Raw genomic sequence first — 25,422 nt, 5'->3', positions numbered from 1 at the left:
GGCGCAGCGGCACCGCCGACCGCTCCCGAGCCCGTGCGCGACTCGGTCGCCGAAGACGCCGAGGTCGCCGACGTCGCTGAAGACGCCGAGGTCGCCGACGTCGCTGAGGACGCCGACGTCACCGGAGCCGCCGAAGTCGCCGCAGGCCCCCCGCTGCTCCGGTTCTCCGGAGCGGGGGTGTCCCGTCGTGCCGCCGTCCGCTGGACCGGGGGCCGGTCGGGAACGCCGGGGCGTCGGGCGGGCTCAGCCGACTGGGTGGTGGCGTTCGGGGTCGTGGCGGCGGCCGGGGTCGGCCCGTCCTGCCGCGTCGCCGTCCGTTGCACCGGGGGCCGGTGCGGGGTGTCGCTCGGGACGGAAGCGCGGGCCGGACCGGACGGCGGGGTACGGGTGTCCCCCTGCTGCGGCCGTGTCGCCGGGCGCGGCGCGGGGCGTTCGCCCTCCGGTCGTGCCGGTCGTGTCACGGCGCGCTGCACCGAGGGCGCGGGACGCGCGTCCGGACGGGCCCCGCGCTCGGGTGCGGTCGGCCGCGTACCGGAGACGGCGGGCCGCGGGCTCACGGCCGGTCCCGGAACCGGCTCCTCACCGCTGTCGCTCCCCCCACCGCTGCCGCTCTCCACCGGGGCCGCGCCGGTACCCGAGCCGGTCGGGGCGGTCGCGGCGGTCGGGGCAGGGGGTATCCGGGCCGGCAGCGTACGACGTTGCACCGGTGCCGGCGCGGACTTCGTGAGAGATGCCGGTGCCGGCGTCGGGGGCGTGGGCGGCACCGGGTCGGCGCGGATGCCGTGCGCCGGGAACGACGGTGCGGCCGACCGCGGGGCGGGCTCCGCCGGGTGCTGGGATGTGGCCGCCGGCCGGGTGCGCGGGGGCTGTTCGACGGAGGCCGGGGCGGAGAGCACGCCGCCCCGGGTGCCGTCCAGCACCGCGTGCGAACGCGTGCCCGCGAAGGTGGGGTTCTGCCAGGTGGCCAGCCGGCCGCCGAACCCCGGGTCCGCGACCCCGGCCGCACCCGTGGCCGTGCGCTGGATGGGCGGCAGCGCGGGCCAGGCCGCCGGACGGGGACGCGCGGCGACGCCCGGCGCGGGCGTGCCGGCGCTCGACGCGCCCGCCGTACCCGCACCCGACGCGTTCGTACCCGCACCCGACGCGTTCGCGCCCGTCGCGCCGTCCGCGCCCGTCGCCGGAACTCCTCGTCCCGCCCGGAACCGGTCCAGGAACCCCATGTCTCAGCCCTCCGCCCCGCTCCGGGTGACCAGGGTCGTGATCTGGTCCGCGTAACGGCGCCGGTCGTGGTGTTCCAGGTCCAGGATGTCGTCCAGGGCCCAGTGGAAGTGGTAGGCGACGTACGCGATCTCCTCGTGCATGCGGTCGGTCGCGTACGTCACGATTCCCCCAGGCGGCTCCCGCCGAGTTCCACCTCGAAGGGCTCCGAGCAGTGCGGGCACTGCACCGAGGCGCGGGTGTGCCCCTCGGCGTTGACCTGGCGGTAGAAATCCTGGAGGAACGCCAGGTCGGAGGCGAACATGTTCTCCACGATCCCGTCGTGCACCAGGGGGAGCGTGCCCAGGCGGGTGATGACCCGGCCCAGGAGCACCACCGACAGGTACGCGGGGTTCTCCTGGACACGCATGTCCCGCAGGGGCACCAGTTCGTCGCGGGCCGTGGCCAGGCGCATTACACCGTCGCGGTGGACGGTGCCCGCCTCGTCGACGTAACCGCGCGGCAGTTCGAAGGGGAACTCCGTCTGCAGGCGGTACGCCTCCGGGGCCGGTGCGGCGGCGGGAGCGGGCGCGGCGGCGGGGGCGGGAGCGGGGGAATCCGGGCTGGTCCCCACTCCCGCGTCGGCCGCCCGGACAGCCGTACGGCGCATTACTCGATGACCAGTTCTTCGAACGTGATGGTCACGGTCTCGGTCAGGGCCGAGGCCTCGCCGGCCTTCACCGTGCTGGTGTCGATCTTGCTGCACCAGGCGTTGCGCATGTTGTACCGCTTGACCGGGCTGTTCTGGTAGTCCATCACCATGATCGTGGCGTTCTTGCGGGCGGTGCCCATGTCGCCGCGGATGGAGCTGCTGATCCACTCGTTGAACGCCGCGGACTGCGTCATACCGCGCACGACCGTACACGTGCCGGCCTTCTGCACACCGGGCATCTTCTTGGTGACCGGCTTGCCCTGCGCGGAGACCTGCTGGTACTCGATGACGTCCTGCTCCATGCTGAGGCCGCTGACCTCGGCGAGGTACTCGACCAGCACGCCGTCGATCTGGAGCCCGAAATTGTGTGATGTGAGGGCGTCACCCGGCTGGAGACTCATCTGGCTGTCCTTCTAGGGGGTTCTGGAGGTTGGCGAGGGCTGCGGAGGCGGAGGCGGTGCCTACTCCTCCAGCTCCCCGTTGCCGCTGGAGAACTGGGCCAGCCGGAAGATCACGAACTCGGCGGGCTTGACCGGCGCGATGCCGATCTCGCACACGACCCGGCCGACGTCGACCGACTCCGGCGGGTTGGTCTCCTCGTCGCACTTGACGTAGTACGCGTCCTCGGGCTTGGCGCCGAAGAGGGCGCCGGCCCGCCACTCGTTGACGAGGAACGCCGAGACGTTGCGCCGGATACGGGCCCACAGCGCGTGGTCGTTCGGCTCGAACACCACCCACTGGGTGCCGATCAGGATCGACTCCTCCAGGTAGTTGAAGTACCGGCGGACGTTCAGGTAGCGCCAGGCCGGGTCGGAGGAGAGGGTGCGGGCACCCCACACGCGGATGCCGCGGCCGGGGAACGCGCGGATGCAGTTCACGCCGATCGGGTTGAGCAGGTCCTGCTCGCCGCGGGTGATCTGGAGCTCCAGGTCGACCGCGCCGCGCACGACCTCGTTGGCGGGGGCCTTGTGCACGCCGCGCTCGGAGTCGTTGCGGGCCCAGATGCCGGCCACGTGACCGCTCGGCGGGACCAGGCGGGACTGGCCGGTCGCCGGGTCGAAGGACTTGATCCACGGGTAGTACAGCGCCGCGTACTTGGAGTCGTAGCCGGCGGTCTCCTGGCGCCAGACGCGGATCTGGCGGGCGTTCAGGCCCGGCGGCGGGTCGATGATCGCGACGCGGTCGCCCATCAGCTCGCAGTGCGCGATCAGGCCGAGCTGGACGGCCTTCACGGCCTCCAGGTCGATCGCGCCGCGCTGGTAGGCGGCCATCAGGTCGGGGACGGCGACCATGGAGATCTCGTCGACGGCCTCCAGGCCGCCGAAGCCGGTGCGGTCGGCGCTGTCGCCGAGGTACTGCGCGGGCCCGGCGGTCTGCGCGGGCTCCTCCCCGGCGGCCGGGGCGGGAGCACCGGACACGGCGGCCGGGGCGGCCAGGGCCACCGTCTGGTTCTCGGGGCGGACCAGCTGCGCCGACGGCGCGGCCTCCGCCACGGTGATGAGCTTGGAGCGCTCCTTGACCTGGGTGACGACGTAGGAGCGGTTGCCCTTCTTGGCGGTCACGTCGAACGCCTCGACCGGCTTGTCGCCGTCCTTGACGATCAGCTTGAACCGCTCGGCGGGGCCCTCGCCCTCCGCGTCGGCGACCTCCACGCTCAGCGGGCCGTTCTGCCCGGGCGCGGTGGCGGTGACGGTGAAGGTGCCGAGCTGCGCGGGCTCGGCCGCGGGCAGCGCCGCCCGGTCCGGCGCACCGGACACGGCGGCCTGGGAACCGGCGGACCCGGCGTCACCGGCGGCGCCCGCCGCGGAGCCGCCGACGCGGACGACGTACGCCGCCGAACCGCCGTTGTTGAAGAATCCGTAGACGGAGTGGGCGAGGTAGTACCCGTCGGTGAAGTCACCGAACGCCGCCACGTACTGGCTCCAGTTGGTCACCAGCGTCGGCTCGTTCAGCGGGCCGGTCGGGGCGAGCCCGACGAAGGCGGCCACCGAGGTGCCCACTCCCTCGATCGGGCGTGAGCCGCTGGCCACCTCCTCGACGTATACGCCGGGCGACAGGTAGGACGGCATGCTGTGCTCTCCTCGGGGTACGCGTCAGGTCGGTTCCCACCCTCACGCGCGAAGCGCGTCGTCTGAAACGTCCTCCGGTACCGGACCGGAGGCAGACTCGTTGCCCGGAAGGGCAGACTCCGGGCGATGCCCTCGTGCTTGCCCCTGAGTTCCTTCCGCCGCCCCACGGCGACCGGGCATGCTGAGGGATTGACGTCTACCGGCAGTCGAGGGGAGCGCCCGTGCGCGCGCAGGACAGGGACAGCGACCGCGGCAGCAACCAGGCCGCTACGGGCCGTCCCGTCGGGCGGAACACCGCCACCGGGCCTGCCGCCGCACTGCTCGCGCTCCAGCGGACGGCGGGCAACGCGGCGGTGGTGCAGGCCGTGGCGGAGGAACGCCACCAGCACGACGCGGACTGCGGTCACGCCCCGGCCGTGCAGCGCCGCTCCCTGGTGCACGAGGTGCTGCGCTCACCCGGCCGACCCATGGACGCCCCGCTGCGCACCGAGATGGAGTCGCGCTTCCAGGGCGCCGACTTCAGCGGGGTGCGCGTCCACTCCGACACCGTCGCCCAGCGGTCGGCGCTGGACATGGAGGCCAAGGGGTACACCTCCGGGTCGCACATCGTCGACGGCGGCAGCATGACCAAGGAGGACTGGGCGCACGAGCTGACCCACTACATGGATCAGCAGGCGGGCCCCGTCCCCGGCACGGACAACGGCTCGGGCGTGAAGGTCTCCGACCCCTCCGACTGGGGAGAGCGCCGGGCGGTGGAGAACGCGCGCAAGGTGATGAGCGGGCCGGTGCCGCCGGTGCAGCGGGCGGTGACGGAGGACACCCACGCCCACGCCCACACGCCGGCGCCCGCGGCCGTCGGGTCCGCGCCCGTCCAGCGCGTCGTCGAGGGCGAGGGCCAGGAGGAGAAGAAGGAGGAGACTCCCGCGGAGGCCGGGGCCAGGGCCCTCAAGGAGGCGAAGAACCCCCAGGAGATGATGGCCGCCCTGGAGATGTCGGGGCACTCCGGGGCCAACGCCTACGATCTGATGCAGTACATGACCTCCCAGCACTTCGCCCCCGGCGAGGGGCAGGCGCCGTTCGACATGCTCGCCCACATCAAGGACGCCGGCGCGGCAGTGGGCAAGGCCTCCGCGGTCAAGAAGAGGATGTCCCAGGGTCTGCTGGGCAAGAAGTGGACGATCCGGCACTACACCGGCAGGGACCCGAAGACCGAGCCGAGCTTCCACGAGATCGTGTCGACGTACGACAACGTGGCCGCCGGGCGGGCCTCGGCCAACACCAACGTGGCCGACTGGCGCTCGCTGGGCAACATCAAGTTCTCCTTCTACCTGGTCGCCGTCGACGGCCAGGTACCGCCGCGCAACTGGCTCAACAACACCCACTGGTACGCGGAGTGGGACCTGGACGACATCGCGAACTGCTGGATCTCCCCGGACCTGCTGGAGCGGATGAACAAGAACATGGACGCCGACGGCGCCCGGGAGGCGATGAAGGGCGTGAAGGCGTTCAGCGGTACGGGCCGGGAACTCAAGGAGCTGCTGGCGATCAGCGTGTTCGGCGCGGGCAACGACCCGGCCGCCGCCCTGGACAACGCGATCGGCGGCGCCTTCGAGCTGAAGGTGCCGGGCGGTCTGACGGTCACGAAGTGGCACAAGAAGTGAGCGCCCGGCGGCGGTGAGGGCAGCGCGCCGCGCCGTCACCGCCGCCGGTCCCTACCCGCCCGTCCCGGCCGCTGACCTGCGGGCCGTGCGGGGGAGTCCCTTCGGACACCGCCTTTCTGGCTCCTCCCTTGCCCCGTGGCCTCCTGACGCGCCGGCGTCGCCGCCTTAGCGTCGAACGGGTGACTCTGTGGACTTCTCTGGAGCCGGCTTCCACGACGGTGGACCCCGGCGGCAGTACTCGGGTGCGGCTGCGGGTGCGCAACACCGGTGACGTGGTGGACGAGTACCGCTTCGAGCCCGTCGGCGCGGTGGCGCCCTGGACGACCGTGGAGCCGCCGACGCTGCGGCTCTACCCGGGGACGACGGGCACGGTGGAGCTGACCTTCGCCCCGCCCCGCACCCCGGACGCCACGGCCGGCCCGAACCCGTACGCGGTGCGCATCACCCCGACCGAGCAGTCCGACGCGGTCACCGTGCCCGAGGGCACCCTCACCGTCACGCCCTTCAGCGAGCTGCGGGCCGAACTCGTCCCGCCGACGGTGAAGGGGCGGTTCCGGGGACGGCCGCGCCTCGCGATCGACAACCTCGGCAACACCCCGCTGACCGCGTCGGTCAGCGGCAGCGACACCGGCGACCACCTGTCGTACGACCTCACTCCGGGCTCGGTCCAGGTGCGGCCCGGCCGGGCCGTGTTCGTGGACGCCACGCTGCGGCCCCGGGAGACCATCTGGTTCGGGTCGAAGGAGCAGCGGCCGTACGCGCTGGCCGTGCACCGCTCCGGGGAGAGCCCCGTCAGCGTCGACGGGACGTTCGTGCAGCGCGGCGTCCTGCCCCGCTGGCTGGCCACGGCGCTCAGCATCGGCCTGGCGCTGGCGATCACGTTCGTGTCGCTGTGGCTCGGCTACACGCCGCGGGTGAACAGCGGGGCCGTGGAGCACGTGGAGGAGGTCGCCGCCGCCGAACTGCCCGCCGTGCCCACCTCCCAGGCGCCGCTGCCCTCGGCGCAGGCGCCGGAGGCGGCGGCCGGGCAGGACACCGGCGATGGCGACGGCGGCGACGGCGGTGGTGAGGAGGACTCCGGCGGGTCCGCCGCGCAGGAGACCGAGGAGGCGGAGCCCACCGGCCCGCTGCCGTTCCGCGCGGGCGACGGACCCAACCTCTTCGTGCAGTTCGCCCAGGCCAGGATGGCGACGTGGAAGACGTCGGACCCCTGCCGGCTGACCGCGGAGCACACCCTGGGCGTGATGGACGCGGCGACGGTCGAGGCGCTGAAGTGCGCCCAGCAGAGACTCGACGAGCACTACGGCGGGGTCATGGCGGAGACGGACGGCCTGGGCAACCTGGGCCGCGCCACCATGACGGGCCTGCTGATGGCCCATTTCGGCACGGACACCTCCAGCGTCCAGCCCGGCGACGACAACCCGGACGTGGTGTGGATCGACAGCGTGCTGCTGTGGGCCGGCCACGACACCTACACCGACGACGTCGTCGCCGCCCAGATCGTGTCCGTGGGGCACGACATCCACTACTTGCGCAACGTCGGCAATCGCGCCCACGCCGTCGCGGACGACGCCCTGCGCACCCGGGTGGTCCTCTACCAGCAGGCGATGGGCCTCTCCGCCACCGGCACCATCGACGGGGACACCTTCGCGCTGCTGCACGCCGGGAAGGTGGTGTCGCAGGACGACCCGGGGACGGTCACCGCCGATCCGTACCCGCCCGCCACGTCCTCGGGCGAGTAGCCGCGATGCGCCGACGGGGCGCCGGACCGTCCGGGGTCCCGTCGGCCCTCATAGGACGGGGGCGGAAGCCCTTCGGGCAGTGGTCGTGCCCCGTGGGCTCCTGACGGCGTCACCGCCACCGCCGTAGCGTCGAACGGGTGACTCTGTGGACTTCTCTGGAACCGGCTTCCACGACGGTGGACCCCGGCGGCAGTACTCGGGTGCGGCTGCGGGTGCGCAACACCGGTGACGTGGTGGACGAGTACCGCTTCGAGCCCGTCGGCGCGATCGCGCCCTGGACGACCGTGGAGCCGCCCACGCTGCGGCTCTACCCGGGGACCACGGGGACGGTGGAGCTGACGTTCGCCCCGCTGCGCACGCCGGACGCGGTGGCGGGGCCGAACGCGTATGCGGTGCGGATCACCCCGACCGAGCACCCGGACGCGGTGACGGTGCCCGAGGGGAATCTGACGGTCACGCCGTTCACGGAGGTGCGGGCCGAGCTGGTGCCGCCGGTGGTGAAGGGCCGGTTCCGGGGGCGTCCGCGGCTGGCGATCGACAACCTCGGCAACACGCGTCTGACCGCCTCGCTCAGCGGTTCCGACAACGGCGACCGGCTCGGGTACGAGCTCCAGCCGGCGAACGTGCAGATCGAGCCCGGCCGTGCCGTGTTCGTCGACACGACGGTGAAGCCCCGGGACATCATCTGGTTCGGGTCGAAGGAGGAGCATCCATACAGCCTGTCCCTCCGCCGGTCGGGGGCCCAGAACCTGGACGTGGACGGGACGTTCGTGCAGCGCGGGTTCCTGCCGCGCTGGCTGGCGACCGCGCTCAGCCTGACCGTCGCGCTGGCGATCGCGTTCGTGATGATCTGGCTCGCCTACAAGCCGCAGGTGCGCAGTACGGCGTCGGAGAAGCTGGAGGAGGCGGGGGTGAGCACCCTCGCGCCGCCCAGCCCGTCGGCCACGATCGAGGCGCCGAAGGCCGCCGAGGAGGCGCCCGCCGAGGCCGCCGCCCCGGCCACCAGCGCGCCCGCCGACGACGACGGCGGCAGCGGAGGCGGCGGCGGGTCGGGCGAGGAGGAGGAGACGGAGGAGGAGCCGGAGGTGACCGCCGCCACGGCCGTGCAGGAGCTCGCCGCCCGCAGCGACGGCCGGCACATCTGCTACCGCGCCTACGTCGCCGACCAGGGCTGGCAGGACCCGGTGTGCGACGGCGCCGAGGCCGGTACGACGGGCAAGAACCTGCCCGTCAAGGCCCTCAACATCGCCGTGGCCGGGACCGGTGGTGTGTCGGGCAACGGCGCCCACATGGTCGAGGGCTGGAAGACGGGCGACAAGTGGTCGTCGGCGGCCGACGGGATCGACATGTACATCGGGTCCACCAAGGAGGCGGATTCCGCGATGATGGGCTACACCATCAAGGTGACGGACGGCTCCGTCTGCCAGAACGCCCACGTCGCGGACAAGGGCTGGATGGGGCTGGGCTGCACCGAGGCCGGCAAGTGGGTCTACGGCGGCGCCCCGTTCGAGGACAGGAAGCAGCTGGAGGCGGTCCGCTTCACCGTGTGAGGCGGTCCGCTTCACCGTGGGAGAAGGGCAGGCCTGGTCGTCCCCTTCGGGCAGCGGTCGTGCCCCGGCGGCTCCTGACGCCGTCATCGCCGCGGCCGTAGCGTCGACGGGTGACTCTGTGGACTTCTCTGGAGCCGGCTTCCACGACCGTGGACCCGGGTGGCAGTGCGCGAGTGCGGCTCAGGGTGCGCAACACCGGTGACGTCGTCGACGAGTACCGCTTCGAGCCGGTGGGCGCGGTGGCGCCCTGGACGACGGTGGAGCCGCCGACGCTGCGGCTGTACCCGGGGACGACGGGGACGGTGGAGCTGACCTTCGCCCCGCCCCGCACCCCGGACGCGGTGGCGGGGCCGAACGCGTACGCGGTGCGGATCACGCCCACGGAACACCCCGACGCGGTCACCGTCCCCGAGGGCAACCTGACGGTCACGCCGTTCACGGAGGTGCGGGCCGAGCTGGTGCCGCCGGTGGTGAAGGGGCGCTTCCGGGGCCGTCCCCGGCTCGCGATCGACAACCTCGGCAACACGCGCCTGACCGCCTCCCTCACCGGTTCCGACAACGGCGACCGGCTCGGGTACGACCTCAAGCCGGCGAACGTGCAGATCGAGCCCGGCCGTGCCGTGTTCGTCGACACCACGCTGCGGCCCCGGCAGATCATCTGGTTCGGGTCCAAGGAGGAGCATCCGTACCACCTGGCCGTACGGCGGTCGGGGGCCCAGCCGCTGGACGTGGAGGGGACGTTCGTGCAGCGCGGGTTCCTGCCGCGCTGGCTGGCCACCGCGCTCAGCCTCACCCTCGCGCTCGCCATCGCGTTCATCATGATCTGGCTCACCTACAAGCCGCAGGTGCGCAGCCTCGCGGCGGAGAAGCTCGCCGAGGCCGGTGTGAGCACCCTCGCGCCGCCCAGCCCGTCGGCCACCATCGAGGCACCGTCGGTCGCCGAGGAGGCGCCCGTCGAGGCCGCCGCCCCGGCCGCCACCGAGGCACAGGACGACGAGAACGGCTCCGGCGGGGGCGGTGAGGCCTCCCCGTCCCCGTCGGCGACGAAGAAGGCCGAGAGCGTGCTGCCCGCCACGAAGATCCTGCTGCGCAACACCACCACCAAGAAGTGCGCCGACCTCCCCGGTGAGGGCAAGGGCAGCCTGGACGGCACGGTCCAGCAGTTCACCTGCGACGAGTCCGAGGCCGACAACATGCTGTGGAACCTGGAGGTGAAGTACCCGAAGCTCGGCCCGGGCGGCCGGCCGCTCTTCCAGATCCGCAACGTCAAGGACGAGCTGTGCATGGACCTGCCGAAATACGGGGCGCAGCCGATCAGGACCCCCATCACCGAGTTCACCTGTGACGGCACCACCGCCGACAACCAGCTGTGGTGGCTGGAGAAGCAGAAGAGCGGCGCCTACTGGATCCGCAACTACTCCTCCAACAACAAGTGCCTGGACGTGGCCGGCCTCAGCACCGGCGGCGACAACACCAACCTCACCCTGTACGACTGCTCCAACAGCGACGACCAGGAGTGGCTGATCGTCCGGCCCACCTCCGAGTAGGAGCGGGGCACCCGGGGAGCAAGGATCTGCACGGTCCGACGCGGTGTGAACGGGCAGGGCGGTACGTCCCTTTCGGGCACCGGTCCTGCCCCGCCGCTTCCTGACGGGGCACCGCCGCTCGCCTTAGCGTCGACAGGTGACTCTGTGGACTTCTCTGGAACCGGCTGCCGCGACGGTGGACCCGGGCGGCAGTACGACCGTGCGGCTGCGGGTGCGCAACACCGGTGACGTCGTCGACGAGTACCGCTTCGAACCGGTCGGCGCCGTCGCGCCCTGGACGACCGTGGAGCCGCCGACGCTGCGGCTCTACCCCGGTACGACGGGGACGGTGGAGCTGACCTTCGCCCCGCCCCGCACCCCGGACGCGACCGCGGGCCCGAACCCGTACGCGGTACGGATCACGCCGACGGAGAATCCCGACGCGGTCACCGTCCCCGAGGGCAACCTGACCATCACGCCGTTCGCGGAGGTGCGGGCCGAGCTGGTGCCGCCCGTGGTGAAGGGGCGGTTCCGGGGGCGGCCGCGCCTCGCGGTCGACAACCTCGGCAACACCCGGCTGACCGCCTCCGTCGCCGGCTCCGACACCGGGGACCACCTGTCGTACGAGATCCGGCCGGGCAGTGTGCAGATCGAGCCGGGGCGGGCGGTGTTCGTCGACACGACGTTGAAGCCCCGGCAGATCATCTGGTTCGGGTCCAAGGAGCAGCGGCCGTACGCGCTGACCGTGCAGCGGTCGGGCGAGCTGCCGCTGGCGGTGGACGGGACGTTCGTGCAGCGCGGGTTCCTGCCCCGCTGGCTGGCCACCGCGCTCAGCGTGAGCATGGCGCTGGCCATCGCGTTCGTCATGATCTGGATCGCGTACAAGCCGCAGGTCAACAGCCGTGCCACCGAGCAGCTCGCCGAGGCGGGCAGCACCTCGCTGCCCAGTCCCGCCGTCTCCTCGCCGTCCGCGCCGAAGACGGACTCCTCCGCCGAGGCGGTGCCGGAGGCCGCGGTGCCGTCCGAGGACGCGCAGGAGCAGGACACCGGCTCGGACACGAGCGGTTCCTCGTCGTCCTCCGGCGGCGGTTCGAGCAGCTCGGGCGGCGGCGGATCGGACACGGAGTCCACCGCGGAGGCCGTCCCCGGCACGCAGATCATCGGGCAGGCCTCCGACCGCTGCATCGACGTGACCGACTCCCAGGACGGCGTCGGCCGCGACGGCACCCCGCTCCAGATCTACGACTGCGCCGGCACCGCCAACCAGAAGTGGGACTTCCGGGGCGACGGCACCGTCCGCTCGCTGGGCATGTGCATGGACGTCGCCTGGGGGTCGAGCGAGGACGGGGCCGTCATCCAGCTCGCCCGGTGCAGCGGCAACCCCGCCCAGCAGTTCGTGCTGAGCCAGGCAGGCGACCTGGTCAACCCGCAGGCCGACAAGTGCGTCGACGTCAAGGACAACGGCACCGGCAACAACGCGAAGCTCCAGCTGTGGACGTGCGCGGGGACCGCCAACCAGAAGTGGCGCGTCGAGGACTGAGCCGGGCGGGGCCTACCAGTTGGCCTCTCCGGGGACCAGGCGGCCCGCCTTGCGGTACTCGCGGCGGGCGCCCTCCAGCAGGTCCCCGTCGCCGACCGGCTCGTCCCGCGCCGCGGCCAGGTAGGCGGCGGTGACCACCGCGCTGCGGATCGAGCCGCCGGCCAGCTCGAACTCCTTGGCCAGCGGGGACGGGTCGATGCCGGGCGCGCACGGCACGTGGGAGAGCCCGTGCCGCCACAGGGCCAGGCGCTGCTCGGGGTCCGGGAACGGGAAGTCGACCACCAGGTCCAGCCGGCGGGTGAACGCCTCGTCGATGTTGGCGCGCAGGTTGGTGGTGAGCAGCGCGATGCCGTCGAAGGACTCCAGCCGCTGGAGCAGGTAGGCGCTCTCCATGTTGGCGTACCGGTCGTGCGAGTCCTTGACCTCGGAGCGCTTGCCGAAGACCGCGTCGGCCTCGTCGAAGAGGAGGACGGCGTCGGTGCGGTCGGCCTCGGTGAAGATCCGCTCCAGGTTCTTCTCCGTCTCGCCGACGTACTTGTCGACGACCGAGGAGAGCTGGACGACGTACAGGTCCAGGCCGAGTTCGGCGGCCACGACCTCCGCGGACAGGGTCTTGCCGGTGCCGGACTCCCCGGCGAACAGGCCCAGCACGCCCCGGCCCCGCCCGCCGCCCGCGCTCAGCCGCCAGTCGCCCAGGACCCGGTCGCGGTGGCGGGCGCGCAGGGCGAGCTCGCGGAGCTGGGTGAGGGGGCGGTCGGGCAGGACGAGGTCGTCCCAGGTGACGTCGGGGCGGATGCGGCGGGCGTGCCGTTCCAGGCCGGACGCCGACTGCTGGCGGGCGGCCAGGCGGATGTGGGCCGCGGTGAGCGGCCCGCCTTCGAGGGCGGCGAGCCCGAGGGCGGCGAGCGCGGCCCGCGCCACCCGTTCCCCGCCGAGCCGGTACGGCGCCACGGCGCTCGCCAGGTCGAACGCGTCGGCGTCCGGGCCGAGCGCCGCGGCCCAGGCGGCCGTGGTGCCCGCGCGGCGGCGGGGGGCGTCCAGGACCAGCGGGTCGCGGACGCTCCAGTGCGGGTCGTAGGGGCGCGGGTCGGACAGCAGCACGGTCACGTCCGTCGCCGCCGTCAGCGCGGCGATCAGCGGGCCGGGCTGCTCGGGCAGACCGGACAGGACGACCGCGCGGCCGCCGAGCCGGGCCTCGCGCAGCAGCTCGGGGACGCGGTCCTCGGGGCCGGTGTAGCGCAGCGCGCCGAGACCGGCGGCGGCCAGGGCGGCGGCGACGCAGGCCAGGCCGTCGCCCTCGCGGTGCTCGCGCAGGTGGACGGTGAGGGGGCCGCGCCGCAGCCGGGCGGCGAGCCGGGCCACGAAGTCCTCGTCGTCGGCGGGGAGCAGCTCCGGCAGCGGCAGGAGGTGGCCGTGCAGGGCGGCGTCCGGGGTGTCGTCGCCGAGCAGGTGGGCCAGGACCCGGTCGGGGACGCGCAACGACCGGGACAGGAAGGGGCGTTCGGGCTCCTCCACGTCCAGCAGGCCGAGGGCGCGCAGCGGCGCCGAGGAGTGGAACCGGGCCCGGACCGCCGCGAGGTGCGCGGGCGCCCCGCACAGCTCCAGCGCGAGCCCGACGGTCGCCCGCCGGCGGCTCACGTCGTCGTTGAGGTAGCCGTAGAGCGGCTCGAAGCCGCGGTCGAGATCGGGGGCGAGCGCGATGAGCAGGATCGCCGTGTCGAGGGCGGTGAGGGGGAGGCGGGCGGCCAGCCGGTCGAGGGGGTCGTGGGGGGCGTGCGCGTCGTGGGCGTCGCCGGGGGCGTGGGGGTCGTCGAGGGTGTGGGGGTCGTCGAGGGTGTGGGGGTCGTCCCCCGCCCGCGCCTCCCCGGAGGGGTCGGCCGGCGCCGTGTTCAGCAGGTGGCGTACCGCCTCCTCGGACAGGTACAGGCCGCGCAGCGGGTCGTCGGCGGTGGGGTCGGTGGTGGTGCGGTGGTCGACCAGGGCGGCGACCCGGTCGCGCAGGCCGGCCAGGCGGGACAGCAGGGCGGGACCGGCCCCCGGGGGAACGTCCGTCATCGCCGCTCCCGCGCCTCACGGGCCGCCGCCACCTGGTGCGGGCGGTGGGCGCGTTCCCCGGAGAAGGGCGGGTCGCCGTCCAGGCCGCGGACGCGGACGGCCGCGCCCTCGGTGACCGGCGGTCCGGCGTCGTACTCGGGGTACGCCGGGAAGGGCGCGGTCACCACCAGGTCCAGGGAGGGCTTGAGCTCACCGCCGAGGGCGGACCAGATCTCGGCGAGGGAACGCGACTCGGTGTGCAGACCGGCCACGGTCATCGGCACGGCGAGCCCCAGGGCGCCGAGGGCGCCGGGGAGTTCGTCGGCGGGGAGCAGCTCGCGCGGCAGCAGCGTCGCCAGCACCGCGGACAGCAGCCGGTGTTCGTCCTGGGGGGTGCGGGTCCAGGCGGTCACCAGGTACGACAGGCGGAACCAGCGCGGCGGTTGGCGGCGGCGTACGACGATGTCCCGCTCGTCGCGCACCGAGATCTGGCCGCGCTGCCGGCGGGACACGTCCTCACGGATGTCGTACAAGTAGGTGTTGATGGTGGGGGCGTTGCGGCGGGCCGCCCAGTCGCGGGTCGGGGCCTCGAAGGAGACGTCGATGCCGGAGTTCGCCAGCGCGCCGCCGCCGAGGAGGCCTTTGAGGACCTCGTCCACCTCGTGGATCACCGTCGTGCGCTCCTCAACCGCCCTGCTCGCCGGGCCTTTTCACCCACCGTGCCGATCGTGCCGTCCGGACCGCGCCGACCGCAGGCGCGCCGGGGTCGGAGGGCGGGCAGGGGGTGTTGCCCGCGTGGCCCCCTTCGATTGCCCGTTCGGTCAGATGTAGCCTTCCCGGAGGGCATATGCCACTGCGTGCGCGCGGTTGCGCAGATGCAGTCGTGTCGTGAGCCCGTGCATCACGTTCTTGACGGTCCGTTCGGAGTAGGACAGCTTGCTGGCGATCTCTCCGGTGTCGAAGCCCTCGGCGACCAGCCGCAGGACGTCCACCTCTCGGGGCGCGAGGCCCAGGGAGGGCGCGCCCGGCCGGTTCGCCGCACCCCGGTGCAGGGTGCCCACCTGGCTGATGAGCCGGCCCAGCAGATCGGCCGGCAGGTCGCCGTCGCCGCGCGCGGCGGCCGTCACCGCCTGCACCAGCCGGTGCGCGGTGGCCTCGCGGCGCCAGACGATCGCGCCGACCCCGCACTCGATGACGTCCAGCAGTTCGGTCTCCCGGATCGTGCCCACGACCAGCACCGCCCGCGCGCCCTCGCTGCGCACGACCCGGCGCAGCCGGGCCAGCGCGGCCTCGTCGAGGGTGTCCTCGATCAGCAGGGCCACCGTGCCGGAGCCGTACTCCTCACGGAGCTCGATCTCCGGGCGGGACCGCAGCTGGCTGACGGCTCCCTCGCGGGAGATCGGGTCGGAGGCCTGTACGGCCACGGGCGTGCGGCGCGACGCGCCTTGGCCGGCACCTGTGCCGGTACCGATGCCGAGTCCGGTACCGATGCCGAGTTCGGTTCCGGTTCCGGTCTCTGGTGTCCGGGGTGCGCTGAGCAACCGTTTCCCCCCTGTTCACGAACCCGTCGACCGGCAGGGGCCGGTGACGGGAGGTCATGTTCCACCCTTCTGTGACCGCTGGGGCGGGCGCAATCGTGGAGCACCACGAGGCGGACCACGAGAGCAGCGCGGCAGCCACCACGACAAGCGCCGCCGATGGGAGTCATCGCAGGTGAACCGGGGTGCGACGGTAGCCGTGGTGCAGGTGGGGAACCGTCCGGAGTCCGCCGTGAGCATCGCCACAACGACCGTACGCCCCCGTCGGAACCCGCGCGCGGGATATTCCGTCCACCCCAGGAGGCAGGCATGACCGGACCGCTGCGGGAACGCGAGGACGCGTACGCGCTGTTCGCGGCCGAGACCGAGCGCGCCCGCGCCGGTGCCGGCCGGTTCGTCCTGCTGCGCGGAGCCACCGGGACCGGCCGCTCCGCACTGCTGGAGGCGGCGGTCGCCCACGCGGCCGATCGCGGCCTGCGCGTGCTGCGCGTCCGCTGCTCCCCCGAGGACACCGCCGTACCGTTCTCCTCCGTCCTCCATCTCCTCGGGCCTGTACCGGAGTTCGCCGACATGGCGCCCGGCCTCGACGACCGGGACAGCGCGGCCCGGCTGTGGCGGGTGCTGCGCGCGTACGCGGCCGAGTCGCCGCTGCTGGTCGCGGTGGACGACGTCCACCTCGCCGACGGGGCCTCCCGCCGCTGGCTCGCCGAGGCGGCCCGCCGTGTCGACCGATTAGCGGTGCTGGTGGTGGCCACCGAACGCAGCCAGTACGACGTCGACCCGCAGCCCGCGGGCCTCACCCATGCCCTCTCCCCGTCCCTCGTCCGCACCCACACCCTCGCCCCGCTCACCGACGCCACCGCCGCCCGACTGGTCCGGGACGCCTTCCCCACCGCCCCCGACGGGTGGACGGCGGACTGCGTCCGCGCGGGCGCCGGCAGCCCGCTGCTGCTGCGCGCCCTCCTGGAGGACCTGCACGGCACCCCGCCCCCGGCGGCCGTCCCGGAGACCTGCGCCGCCCTGTACCCCGGCGCCTACCCGGCGGCCGTCTCGTGGTGGCTGGACAGCGCGGGCCCGGCAACGGCGGAGGTGGCCCGCACACTGGCGGCACTGGAGGGTTCGTCGACGTCCGCCGCCGCGGCCCCCGCGCCGGGCGGCGGTCCGGCGTCCGCCGACGCACCGTTCGACGCCCCGGCCCCCGCCGACACGGCCGACGCCCCCGCCGGTCCTCCGGCCTCCGTCTACGGCGCGGACGCCTTTGTTGTTCCTCCGGCCTCCGCCTACGGCGCGGACGCCTCTGTTGTCGTTCCCCCAGCCTCCGGCTACGGCACCGATGCCTCCGCCGTCCCTCCGGCCCCCGCCGACGGGGCCGGCACCGTCGGCGGAGGACCTGCGGGCTTCCCCGGCGCGACGACCGCCGGTGACGGCGCGTCGGGTACCGCGCCCGGCGCCGTCCCGCCCCCCGCGCACGGCACCACCCCGCCCCCCGCGCACGGCACCACCGCCACCGCACCCGTCGCCCATGGCGCCACCGCCGTCCCGCCCCCCGCGTACGGCGCCACCGCCGCCCCGCCCCCCGCGTACGGCGCCACCGCCACCCCACCCCCCGCCCAAGGCAGCCCCCCGGCTCCCGCCCCCGCCCCCGCTCCCGCCCTGGCTGCTCTCCTCTCCGATGCGACCGGTGCCGACCCCGTCCGGGTGGCCGGTTGGCTGACCGCGATGACGCGGCTGGGGGTGTTGCGGCCGGACGCGGGCGGACGGCCGCGCTTCGCGCATCCCCTGCTGCGGGACGCGGTGCTCGCGGGCTGGCCGACCGCCCGTCGCCGGGCCGCTCGTCTCGCGGTGGCCGAGGCGATGCTGCGGCGCGGGGACCGGGCCGAGCCGGTGGCGCGGCAGTTGCTGGGCACCGGCACGGTCGGCCTGCCCTGGGTGCTGCGGGTGCTGCGGTACGCCACCGCCGTCGCCGTCCGCGAGGGCCGTCCCGGCGATGCCGTCGCCTACCTCCGCCGCGCCCTGGCCGAACCGCTCTCCGACGAGGTGCGGCAACGGCTGCTGACCGAGCTCGGTTCGCTGGAGTACGTCTCGGCGGGCGCCCCGGCCGGCATCCCGCGCCTCGCCGAGGCGTTGAGCCTGCCGGCGGAGCCCCGCGACCGGGTGCGGACGGCGATCGCGCTGGGCACCGCGCTCGCGGCCCGCGGCGAGGTCCGTACGGCGGTGGACGTGCTGAACCAGCTGGAGGACCGGCTGGCCGGCCACTCCGAGCTGGTGCGGACCGTGCGGACGGCGTCCGCGCTGCTGTCCGACCGGGACCAGACGGTCCGCCGCGAGGCCTACCGGTGGCTGGCCGACGCGGCCGAGCGTTCCCCGGAGCTCGTCGGCGCCACCGGCCAGGCCCTGCTCGTGCGGTACGCGGCGACCGCCGGAGCCTCTTCGGCCCGGTCGGCGATGGCCCGGCTGCGGACGCTGCTGACCGAGCCGGCGGACCCGCTGGCCGAGCCGTTCCTGCTGGGTACGGCCGCCGCGGTCGCCCAGTGGGCCGACGAGCTCGACGAGGCGGAGCGGCTCGCCGAACGCGGTATGGCCGGGCAGCTCCCCTCCCTGCTGCACCCGATGCAGCGGGCCCTGCACGACGTCCGCCTGGACGTCGCCGCCGCCCGCGGCCGGTACGACCTGCTCCTCGCCGGCCGTGCACCCGAGGACGCCGGTCCCACCAACGCCGACGCCCACGCCCTGCTCGCCCTCGTCGAGGCCGGCCGCGGCACGGAGGCACGGCGTCTCGCGGACGGGTTCGACCTGCGGGCGGCCCACGACTCCTGGGAGCTGAACCGTTTCCTGTACGCCCGGGGCGTCCTGCGCCTCACGGAGGGCGATGCCACCGGTGCCCTGCACGACTTCCTGGAGTGCGGCCGCCGCCAGTCCGGCCGGGGCGTGCTCAGCCCGGTCGTCACCCCGTGGCGTTCGGCCGCCGCGGAGTGCCGGATCGCCCTGGGCACCGTGCCGGAGGCGCGGGCGCTCGCGGAGGAGGAGCTGCGGCTGGCCCGGGTCTGGGGCACCCCCCGTACGGTCGGCCGGGCGCTGCGTGTCCTGGCCCGCGCGACCGGCGGGCGGCACGGACTGGAGCTCGCCGAGGAGGCGGTCGCCCTGCTGCGGACGTCACCGGCCGACGGCGAACTGATCGCCGCCCTGCTCACCCGGGGCCGGCTGCTGACCACGGCGGGGGAACGCGCCCTGGGCCGGGAGTGCCTGCGCGAGGCCGCCGAGCGCGCCGAACGCCTCGGCTCGGTCCGCCTGCTGACCCGGGCCGAGCACGCCCTGCGCGCGGGCGGCGCCCGCCGCAGCGGCACCGCCCGCACCGGCTCCGCGGCCCTCACCACCAGCGAGCGCCGGATCGCCGAACTCGCCGCGGAGGGCCGTACGAACACGGAGATCGCCGACTCCCTGCACGTGGCCCGCCGCACCGTCGAGACGCACCTGACCAGCACCTACCGCAAGTTGGGGATACGACGGCGGGGAGAGCTGCGGGAGGCCCTGGCCAGGCCCTGAGGGCCGTCCCGTAGGCGCAGGGGCCGTCCCGTGGACGCAGGGGTCGTCACGATCCCGAACCGGACGCATTCCAAAGGGCGACGGTGTCTCCTCCCAGGGCTTCGGCGTAGTCGCATGACGTCCGGTTTGTGATCACCGAGACCGAGGAGTGCGAGGGGGCGGCTAGGGTCGCGGGTGTTGCGGCGGAGGCTGGCCGCGATGTTCTTCACTTCGGCTGTGCGGAGGGCGCCGATGGCGAGGTTGCGCCAGGTGGCCATCGCGCGGGGTGCGTTGCCGGTCCGCAGCTGGGAGGCGTCCTCGGCGAAGGTGGTGTCGCGGACGTGGTGCAGGGCTTCGAGCTTTCAGTGATCGCGGACGAGTTCGGCGAGCTGGGCAGCGGTGGCCTGCTCGGCGGTCAGGCTGGTGACGGCGTAGACCGTCTTGACGGCGGTCTTGCCAGTCTTGCGGTCGGTGCGCCGACGCTTGATCTGGACAGCCTGGCGGACCCCGGGGAAGAGGAGGCCGTTCATGGTAGCGACCTTGATCCGGCGGATCTCCGAGCGGCCGTGGCGGACGCTTCGGGTGCGTCCCTGAAGCGGGATGTCCTTCCAGGGAAGCGACTTGAGCTGCCGGCGCAGCTTCTTCTGATTGCCCTTGGCAATCACGATGTAGTGGCCGCCCCGGCCGAGGAGGTAGTCGGCGTGCTCGCGCTGGGTGTGCATCGCGTCGCTGGTGACGACGGACATCTGATGGTGGGTGGGAGCCGGGCGCCTCGGCCGCTTGACCTTTGTGAGAGTGAGAGCGGTCGGGGCGTCATCCCGCGTACTGCGGGTAGTAGGTGAACTTCGATTCGATCTGCTCGGCGGTGAGGTCCGGCACCGTGAGGTTGCCGGTGACCAATACGTCCTGGTTGCACCAGGAGCCGTCGAGCTCCACGAACCAACCACCAGGCTCCATCTCCCAGTCTGAGTCGGGGAGCTTCACGACAACGTCACTGCCGCAGATGAATGCGCGGGACGCCTGCGAGATGATCCACTGGGCCTTTCTGATTTCCGAGGCGCCGTCGTTGTGGCACCTCTCTGCCATCTGCCAGAGCTTTCGCCAGTTGACGCCCGGCGTCAGCGGACCGATGTAGGCGACCTGTTGGTCCTCCACGATCGTGCTCGCGTAGCCGAAGACGGGCCCGAACATGCTGTAGACGGTGACCCTGTCCCGGCCCTTGGATGCTTCGGCAGTTGCCATGAAAACTCCCTATTCATACAGAGTCCCGGACCGTGAGGGCCGGACTCTAGTGGCTGCCACTGACAGCGGCCGGAATCAGCAGCACGGGCCGTCGCCGCAGCACGGGCCGTCGCCGCAGCACGTGGGCTCGTTGCAGTCGGCCTTGGTGCCCCACAGCCGTTCGTCGACCTCGTAGCCGTGGGCCCGGATCTTGGTCACCACGTCGACCATGACGGAGCGGTCGCGGTAGCGACTGTTCGGGGCGTGGTGGAGGTAGCGGTCGTACCGCGTCATGCACCATTCGGTGTACTCCGGGCTGTGGAGCATGAACGTGTGCCAGCCGGGGTCCACGACCTGAGAGGGCGACATGCCCTCACCGGTCTGGCCCATCACGTCCAGGAACGCGAGGGCCTCGTTCATGATCTGCTCGGCCATGGAGCGCTCGTGCCCGTACTCCTCGGCGCAGAAGTCCACCAGGCGCTCGAACAGCTCGGGCGACACGAGGTCGCGACCCTGCCGCAGAGCGACCGGCCTTTCGGGTGCCACAGTCATTCGGAAGTCCTCTCTTCCTCAGGTCTGATGTGCACTTGCTGACCCACCCCCGGCCCGACTTGTGACGTCCAAAGCCGGGGGTGGGTGCTCGGGCCTCGCCCGTCCGTACGGGGGAACGACGGACGAGCGAGGAGCTATGAGGCGCGACGTGCGTCCAACTGTTCGATGGAGGCTCGGATGTACCTGCGAGACCAGTCACAGCACCCTTCGCAGGCGAAGCCTGGAGCCGTGACGCCGTTTACCGTCACAGGGCCTATGAAGATCACGGACTGGTCCGGCTTCCGGCAGAGCCAGCAGAGGCCCACCAGCCGTCCCTTGGCGGTCATCCCTCTTTGGCTCCGTTGGCCTTCTGGTAGACCGACAGCAACGTACTGGCGAAGATGGCCGAGTCGCGCATGTAGGCGTAGGCGTCGTGGGCAGGGGCGAGCTTTGTCGGCCGGTTACTTGCGGCCACGTGGCGTTCCACCATGCGGAGGAGCCGCACGGTGTCCTGGCTGTCCTCCTCGCCGAGGGGCTGTCCCACGAGAACGTTCAGGTGCCCGATCAGCTCGCCGGTTCTGTCGTCAATGTCCGTGCGCGTCGACGTGCTGAGCTTCATGCCCCAAGCCAGGTCGACAGTCGCAGAGATCGACTCCACGTGGACGGTCAAGCTGTTGGCCTCGGCCTCCGTGATTGCGCGTTCCTCGGTCACACTCGCCACCACGCTTCTCCCCTCGATGCCGCCTGGGCGGGTTGGGTCCGTGGTCGAACGTAGAGCGGTTGGTTTCCAAGCCCCAAGGAGATTGCGCGAGTTTGCAGCAAGTCGATTGACGGCCTCGAACTGCCTCGCGAACATCGTCTTGTCGCGCAATCCGGCGCAAGACAGCGGACGGGAGAGCAGCCATGCGGCTAACGTTCCTCGGTAAGAACTCCACTCCCGGAGACAGCCCCACGCTCAAGCCCTGAGCCAGATGCGCATGCCCGACTATGAGACCTGCATCGAGGTCCCCAAGTCCTCGATCACGGCCCTACTGGAGGAAGACAGTGGACCTGATCACTCCCGCGCAGCGTGACGAGCTGTTCAAACAGTTCGAACGGGACGCCTTCCACCTGGAGCTGAGGGACGACTACGGCTCGCCGATCGAAGACACGCCGTATGCCCGCTGGAAGAGGGGCGAGCCCGACGACTACGCCTGGCTCGACGACTGGAAGGCGCTGATCAAGGGCGCGACGAGCGAAGGTAAGACCGTGCGCCGCGTTCGTGTGGTCACGGAGCCGCACAGCCAGTACGTCACCTGGGAACACTCGCTCACAGACCTCAACATCGAGACCGGCGAGGACATCCGTTGGCTGCCGCGACACCTCCTGCCTGAAGGCGTCACGTTCCCCGTGCAAGGGAACGACTGGTGGCTGTACGACGATCGCCTTCTCGCCGTGGGCCACTTCGACCCCGAGGGGAGAGTGCTCGGGTCTGAGATCGTCGAAGACCCCGACCTCGTGGCCGAGTGCATCCGCTTGCGCGACCTGCTCTGGGCCGTCGCCATTCCCCACGCCGAGTACAAGCCCTGACCCTTCAGTGAGCAACCAAGCACAAGAAGCACGAGAGGCGCTGGGTGCCCGGCTTCGCGGCTTCCGCAAGGATGCGGGGTTCGCGAGCGGCCGGGCATTCGCGCTGGCTATTGGGTGGCAGGAGTCCAAGGTTTCCCGCATCGAGAACGGGAAGCAGAACGCAAGCGAGCAAGACATTCGAGCCTGGTGCCGGAAGACCGATCGCGAAGATCGGGTGGATGACCTGATCGCCACAGTTCGTCACATCGACGAGCTTTGGCTTGAGTGGCGCCGGCAATTGGCGACCGGGGCAGAGAAGAGGCAGAGCAAAGCCCTACCCGTCTACTCGAAGACCAAGGTCTTCCGGATCTGGCACCCCACGCTCGTCTGGGGGACGCTCCAGACCGCTGAGTACGCGGCTGAGACCTTCAAGCAAGTCCGCGACTTCTATGAGATCCCTGACGACACGGAAGCCGCGACGGCCAAACGGCTTGAGCGTCAGCAGTACCTCTATCGGGGTGACCGGATCTTCAATGTGCTACTCGCCGAGCAGGCGCTGTACACCAACTTCGGCGGACCGGACGTGATGAAGGGGCAACTCGATCGACTGTTGACGGTGATGCGGCTCCCTCGGCTGAGCCTGGGCATCGTCCCCCGATCCGCCCCTGTGCACATATGGCCTGGCAATTCCTTCTCGATGTTCGATGACAAGCTCGTTCTCGTCGAGACGTACTCGGCCGAGTTCTCGGTCACGCAACCGAGAGAGATCGAGCTGTACACCAAAGCGTTCGCCCTCTTGAAACAGTCAGCTGTCTACGGGACAGCCGTTCGAGACCTCATATTCGCCGCCGTTCAGCACTTTGACGGGATACCGACCGACTAGGAGACGATGACCATGACACCCAACTGGCGCACGAGTTCGTACACGGGAACCGAGACCTGCGTCGAGGTGGCTGACAATGACCCGAAGAGGGTCATGGTCCGAGACACGAAGGATCGCGACCTCGGCACCATGACCGTTTGGCCTTCGTCCTGGGCGGCGTTCGTAGAGTTCGCCAGGCAGGCTTAGCGTCAGGCGGCCGGGGTGAGGACGACGAGGAGAGGTCCCGCGCCCTTGTTCCAGCCTCGGCCGGTCTCGACTGCGGTCCTGCCGGCGTCGGCGATGCCGTCCCGGGACAGGGGCGAGGAACGTCTCGCGGAAGTGGTCCTGCGCATCAGGGTTCATGCCGCTTGCGGAGACGACCGCGCCGACCTCCTAGTGAAGGACCGCAGCCGCTTCGTTGAAGTTGTCACCGGTCCACTCGTCTGCATGCTCGGCCAGGGCTTCGGCGTAGTCGCATGACGTCCGGTGTGTGATCACCGAGACCGAGGAGTGCGAGGGGGCGGCTAGGGTCGCGGGCGTTGCGGCGGAGGCTGGCCGCGATGTTCTTCACTCCGGCTGTGCGGAGGGCGCCGATGGCGAGGTTGCGCCAGGTGGCCATCGCGCGGGGTGCGTTGCCGGTCCGCAGCTGGGAGGCGTCCTCGGCGAAGGTGGTGTCGCGGACGTGGTGCAGGGTTTCGAGCTTTCAGTGATCGCGGACGAGTTCGGCGAGCTGGGCAGCGGTGGCCTGCTCGGCGGTCAGGCTGGTGACGGCGTAGACCGTCTTGACGGCGCAGGCAGGAACCGCTTCGGGGACAGTGGGGCGAGACGTATGCCGAGGCGTTCCAGGATGTGCGGCGGGGCGTCGGCGATCCACTCGCTGACTGCCAGCACAGAGGTCGCCCCCGCCAGAACCACGCACGCGGTCAACGCGAGCACGGCAACCAGAGCGTGCCGTACGCCGCGTGGGTCTCGCGGGTCGGGCGCCTCTGCCAGCCGCTTCAGCAGGCGCGGGACCTCGTCGGATATGACCTCGGGATGCTTGCGGAGCTGGTCGAGGGCAGGCGGGATCAGCGATGATGCGTCGACAGGCACGGTCTTCCACTCGGATCACGGGGTGTAGAGAACTCCATGATCTTGGAAGCCGTGCCTGTCACGTTCCGCGCGCCACCGAACTGGCAGATCATCACGGACCGGGCGTCAGGTGACTACGCCGAAACCCTGTGTCTCCTCCGTCGGGCCGGCATGCCGTGAATTGGCGCGGTGAACGCGGTTTTCGGGATGCGCAACGGTAGGACCAGGAGCAGGATCGGTGGTAGGGGAATCAGTTCGGCGGGATTCCGCGGCAGCCGACGGTAATCACCCGTTGAACGTTTCGATATCGCACGACAGGCCGGGCCGGGCCGGGCCCTTCAAAGGTCGATCAGTTTCGCTGCGGAAGGGTTCGGGATACCCGCGCCAGGGGAAAGCGACGGGGTGTTTCGACATGTCCAACAATCAACCGACCGGATTCCCGGCTCCGCTCCAGAATTTCGAGCCGGGTGTCGAACTGCTTCAGGAGGCGCCCGAGGAGGACGCCCGGGGCGGGCTCGACTCGACGGTCCACGACGAGGCACCGGCCGCCGGCGCCGACGAGGCCACGGCGGTGCGGCGACCTCCCGTCGTGGCGGTGGAGGACGTGCCGCGGACCACGCTCGCCCAGCGCTGGCGCGAGCACGTGGAAGCCTCCCGGCAGCAAGGAGCATGATCATGCCGTACTTCCGCAACAGCCATTCCTCGACGATCCAGGTCGTCGGGATGTACTGGGACTCGCAGGCCTGCGGGGCCTACGGCAACTACCGGACCGTGGGCTGGTGGCGCATCAAGCCCTACGAGCGGATCCTCATCGCGCCCAACAACAACCAGTTCTTCTACTGGTACGCCGAATCCGACGACGGGAACAAGTGGGAGGGCCGCTACGGGCCTGTCTACACCTACCTCTACCCGTTCGACTCCTGCCTGGGTATCGGTTCGACCGCCGCGTGGAAGACGGTGACGATGCGTGAGCACGACACGTACGCCTTTCCCGGCGGCGTGAACGTCGATCTGTGAGCCCCGACCACGAGCAGGACCCAGGAGCAATCGTCATGGTCGCTCAGAACGACAACGAAACTCCGCAGTATTGCGCCCAGC

Annotated in this window: 23 protein-coding genes and 1 pseudogene; 11 read left to right on the top strand and 13 right to left on the bottom strand. The window is 71.9% G+C overall.

What is annotated here, in order from left to right; genetic code table 11:
- Positions 1-1,223 precede the first annotated feature (1,223 nt).
- Genes ACIP67_RS05875 through ACIP67_RS05860 form a run of 4 tightly spaced genes read right to left on the bottom strand, consistent with a single transcriptional unit; the run spans position 1,224 to position 3,978 of the window.
- A complete protein-coding gene (locus ACIP67_RS05875; protein WP_389519142.1) occupies positions 1,224-1,382 on the bottom strand; it encodes a DUF6760 family protein in 159 nt (52 codons plus the stop codon).
- Positions 1,379-1,867 (bottom strand): hypothetical protein, encoded by a 489-nt coding sequence (locus ACIP67_RS05870; protein ID WP_401687923.1) that lies wholly within the window; start codon positions 1,865-1,867, stop codon positions 1,379-1,381. The genes ACIP67_RS05875 and ACIP67_RS05870 overlap by 4 nt, the downstream gene beginning before the upstream one ends.
- Positions 1,867-2,310: a phage tail protein gene (locus tag ACIP67_RS05865; protein WP_401687920.1), complete on the bottom strand. Its 444-nt coding sequence runs from the start codon at positions 2,308-2,310 to the stop codon at positions 1,867-1,869. Before ACIP67_RS05865 ends, ACIP67_RS05870 begins: the two co-directional genes overlap by 1 nt.
- 60 nt (positions 2,311-2,370) lie before the next feature.
- On the bottom strand, positions 2,371-3,978 hold the full coding sequence (locus ACIP67_RS05860; RefSeq protein WP_401687917.1) for a phage tail sheath subtilisin-like domain-containing protein: 1,608 nt from the start codon (positions 3,976-3,978) through the stop codon (positions 2,371-2,373).
- Positions 3,979-4,199: 221 nt separating this feature from the next.
- On the opposite strand from ACIP67_RS05860, the gene ACIP67_RS05855 reads away from it, so the two are divergent.
- The 5 genes from ACIP67_RS05855 (at position 4,200) to ACIP67_RS05835 (ending at position 11,997) form a co-directional block, all read left to right on the top strand.
- Positions 4,200-5,639 carry a DUF4157 domain-containing protein gene (locus tag ACIP67_RS05855; RefSeq protein WP_401687914.1) on the top strand — a complete coding sequence of 480 codons (1,440 nt, stop codon included), beginning with the start codon at positions 4,200-4,202 and terminating at the stop codon, positions 5,637-5,639.
- 179 nt (positions 5,640-5,818) lie between these two features.
- Entirely contained in the window at positions 5,819-7,381 is a 1,563-nt protein-coding gene (locus ACIP67_RS05850; protein WP_401687911.1) for a peptidoglycan-binding protein, read from the top strand.
- Positions 7,382-7,518: 137 nt separating this feature from the next.
- A complete protein-coding gene (locus ACIP67_RS05845; protein WP_401687908.1) occupies positions 7,519-8,931 on the top strand; it encodes a hydrolase in 1,413 nt (470 codons plus the stop codon).
- A gap of 110 nt (positions 8,932-9,041) precedes the next feature.
- Positions 9,042-10,478, top strand: a complete 1,437-nt coding sequence (locus ACIP67_RS05840) for an RICIN domain-containing protein (RefSeq protein WP_401687906.1) — start codon at positions 9,042-9,044, stop codon at positions 10,476-10,478.
- A 136-nt stretch (positions 10,479-10,614) separates the two neighbouring features.
- A complete protein-coding gene (locus tag ACIP67_RS05835) occupies positions 10,615-11,997 on the top strand; it encodes a ricin-type beta-trefoil lectin domain protein (RefSeq protein ID WP_401687903.1) in 1,383 nt (460 codons plus the stop codon).
- A 12-nt stretch (positions 11,998-12,009) separates the two neighbouring features.
- Here ACIP67_RS05835 and ACIP67_RS05830 read toward each other — a convergent pair whose 3' ends face one another.
- From ACIP67_RS05830 to ACIP67_RS05820, 3 genes are all read right to left on the bottom strand, one after another.
- Positions 12,010-14,052: an ATP-binding protein gene (locus ACIP67_RS05830; RefSeq protein WP_401687900.1), complete on the bottom strand. Its 2,043-nt coding sequence runs from the start codon at positions 14,050-14,052 to the stop codon at positions 12,010-12,012.
- Entirely contained in the window at positions 14,049-14,702 is a 654-nt protein-coding gene (locus tag ACIP67_RS05825) for a DUF4255 domain-containing protein (RefSeq protein ID WP_401687897.1), read from the bottom strand. Before ACIP67_RS05825 ends, ACIP67_RS05830 begins: the two co-directional genes overlap by 4 nt.
- A gap of 150 nt (positions 14,703-14,852) precedes the next feature.
- Positions 14,853-15,503, bottom strand: a complete 651-nt coding sequence (locus ACIP67_RS05820) for a response regulator transcription factor (protein WP_401688139.1) — start codon at positions 15,501-15,503, stop codon at positions 14,853-14,855.
- Positions 15,504-15,878: 375 nt separating this feature from the next.
- Here ACIP67_RS05820 and ACIP67_RS05815 point away from each other — a divergent pair, with 375 nt between their 5' ends.
- Positions 15,879-19,112, top strand: a complete 3,234-nt coding sequence (locus ACIP67_RS05815) for an AAA family ATPase (RefSeq protein WP_401687894.1) — start codon at positions 15,879-15,881, stop codon at positions 19,110-19,112.
- Positions 19,113-19,453: 341 nt separating this feature from the next.
- Here the strand turns inward: ACIP67_RS05815 and ACIP67_RS05810 are convergent.
- The 4 genes and pseudogenes from ACIP67_RS05810 to ACIP67_RS05795 form a co-directional block, all read right to left on the bottom strand.
- A pseudogene (locus ACIP67_RS05810) lies at positions 19,454-19,843 on the bottom strand (transposase); the annotation flags it as partial.
- Between the two features lie 61 nt (positions 19,844-19,904).
- The gene (locus ACIP67_RS05805) at positions 19,905-20,333 is read right to left on the bottom strand and encodes a hypothetical protein (protein ID WP_401687891.1); all 429 of its coding nucleotides are present in this window, start codon (positions 20,331-20,333) and stop codon (positions 19,905-19,907) included.
- A gap of 75 nt (positions 20,334-20,408) precedes the next feature.
- A complete protein-coding gene (locus ACIP67_RS05800) occupies positions 20,409-20,864 on the bottom strand; it encodes a hypothetical protein (RefSeq protein WP_401687889.1) in 456 nt (151 codons plus the stop codon).
- Between the two features lie 322 nt (positions 20,865-21,186).
- The gene (locus ACIP67_RS05795) at positions 21,187-21,555 is read right to left on the bottom strand and encodes a hypothetical protein (protein WP_401687886.1); all 369 of its coding nucleotides are present in this window, start codon (positions 21,553-21,555) and stop codon (positions 21,187-21,189) included.
- Positions 21,556-21,887: 332 nt separating this feature from the next.
- Between ACIP67_RS05795 and ACIP67_RS05790 the strand changes: the two genes are divergently transcribed.
- From ACIP67_RS05790 to ACIP67_RS05780, 3 genes are all read left to right on the top strand, one after another.
- A complete protein-coding gene (locus tag ACIP67_RS05790; protein WP_401687883.1) occupies positions 21,888-22,412 on the top strand; it encodes a DUF6879 family protein in 525 nt (174 codons plus the stop codon).
- Positions 22,413-22,419: 7 nt separating this feature from the next.
- Entirely contained in the window at positions 22,420-23,274 is an 855-nt protein-coding gene (locus ACIP67_RS05785) for a helix-turn-helix domain-containing protein (protein WP_401687880.1), read from the top strand.
- A 66-nt stretch (positions 23,275-23,340) separates the two neighbouring features.
- The gene (locus tag ACIP67_RS05780) at positions 23,341-23,460 is read left to right on the top strand and encodes a DUF397 domain-containing protein (RefSeq protein ID WP_401688136.1); all 120 of its coding nucleotides are present in this window, start codon (positions 23,341-23,343) and stop codon (positions 23,458-23,460) included.
- 2 nt (positions 23,461-23,462) lie between these two features.
- Here the strand turns inward: ACIP67_RS05780 and ACIP67_RS05775 are convergent, their stop codons facing one another.
- Complete coding sequence (locus ACIP67_RS05775; protein ID WP_401687876.1) at positions 23,463-23,606, bottom strand: hypothetical protein; 144 nt, start codon at positions 23,604-23,606, stop codon at positions 23,463-23,465.
- Between the two features lie 403 nt (positions 23,607-24,009).
- Complete coding sequence (locus tag ACIP67_RS05770; protein ID WP_401687873.1) at positions 24,010-24,345, bottom strand: transposase family protein; 336 nt, start codon at positions 24,343-24,345, stop codon at positions 24,010-24,012.
- A gap of 391 nt (positions 24,346-24,736) precedes the next feature.
- On the opposite strand from ACIP67_RS05770, the gene ACIP67_RS05765 reads away from it, so the two are divergent.
- Together ACIP67_RS05765 and ACIP67_RS05760 are read left to right on the top strand one after the other, a co-directional pair.
- Positions 24,737-24,997: a hypothetical protein gene (locus ACIP67_RS05765; RefSeq protein ID WP_401687870.1), complete on the top strand. Its 261-nt coding sequence runs from the start codon at positions 24,737-24,739 to the stop codon at positions 24,995-24,997.
- Positions 24,998-24,999: 2 nt separating this feature from the next.
- A complete protein-coding gene (locus ACIP67_RS05760; RefSeq protein ID WP_401687868.1) occupies positions 25,000-25,341 on the top strand; it encodes a hypothetical protein in 342 nt (113 codons plus the stop codon).
- Positions 25,342-25,422 lie beyond the last annotated feature (81 nt).

The sequence above is a fragment of the Streptomyces sp. NPDC088812 genome, assembly GCF_044750285.1.
In the GTDB taxonomy this organism is placed as follows: domain Bacteria; phylum Actinomycetota; class Actinomycetes; order Streptomycetales; family Streptomycetaceae; genus Streptomyces.
This window is presented reverse-complemented; position numbering and strand designations above follow the sequence as displayed.

Excerpts from the sequence above, each read along its gene's own strand:
- ACIP67_RS05870 (WP_401687923.1), bottom strand. The coding sequence starts at position 1,867 with ATGCGCCGTACGGCTGTCCGGGCGGCCGACGCGGGAGTGGGGACCAGC.
- ACIP67_RS05865 (WP_401687920.1), bottom strand. The coding sequence starts at position 2,310 with ATGAGTCTCCAGCCGGGTGACGCCCTCACATCACACAATTTCGGGCTC.
- ACIP67_RS05860 (WP_401687917.1), bottom strand. The coding sequence starts at position 3,978 with ATGCCGTCCTACCTGTCGCCCGGCGTATACGTCGAGGAGGTGGCCAGC.
- ACIP67_RS05830 (WP_401687900.1), bottom strand. The coding sequence starts at position 14,052 with ATGACGGACGTTCCCCCGGGGGCCGGTCCCGCCCTGCTGTCCCGCCTG.
- ACIP67_RS05815 (WP_401687894.1), top strand. The coding sequence starts at position 15,879 with ATGACCGGACCGCTGCGGGAACGCGAGGACGCGTACGCGCTGTTCGCG.
- ACIP67_RS05805 (WP_401687891.1), bottom strand. The coding sequence starts at position 20,333 with ATGGCAACTGCCGAAGCATCCAAGGGCCGGGACAGGGTCACCGTCTAC.
- ACIP67_RS05800 (WP_401687889.1), bottom strand. The coding sequence starts at position 20,864 with ATGACTGTGGCACCCGAAAGGCCGGTCGCTCTGCGGCAGGGTCGCGAC.
- ACIP67_RS05775 (WP_401687876.1), bottom strand. The coding sequence starts at position 23,606 with ATGCGCAGGACCACTTCCGCGAGACGTTCCTCGCCCCTGTCCCGGGAC.
- ACIP67_RS05765 (WP_401687870.1), top strand. The coding sequence starts at position 24,737 with ATGTCCAACAATCAACCGACCGGATTCCCGGCTCCGCTCCAGAATTTC.
- ACIP67_RS05760 (WP_401687868.1), top strand. The coding sequence starts at position 25,000 with ATGCCGTACTTCCGCAACAGCCATTCCTCGACGATCCAGGTCGTCGGG.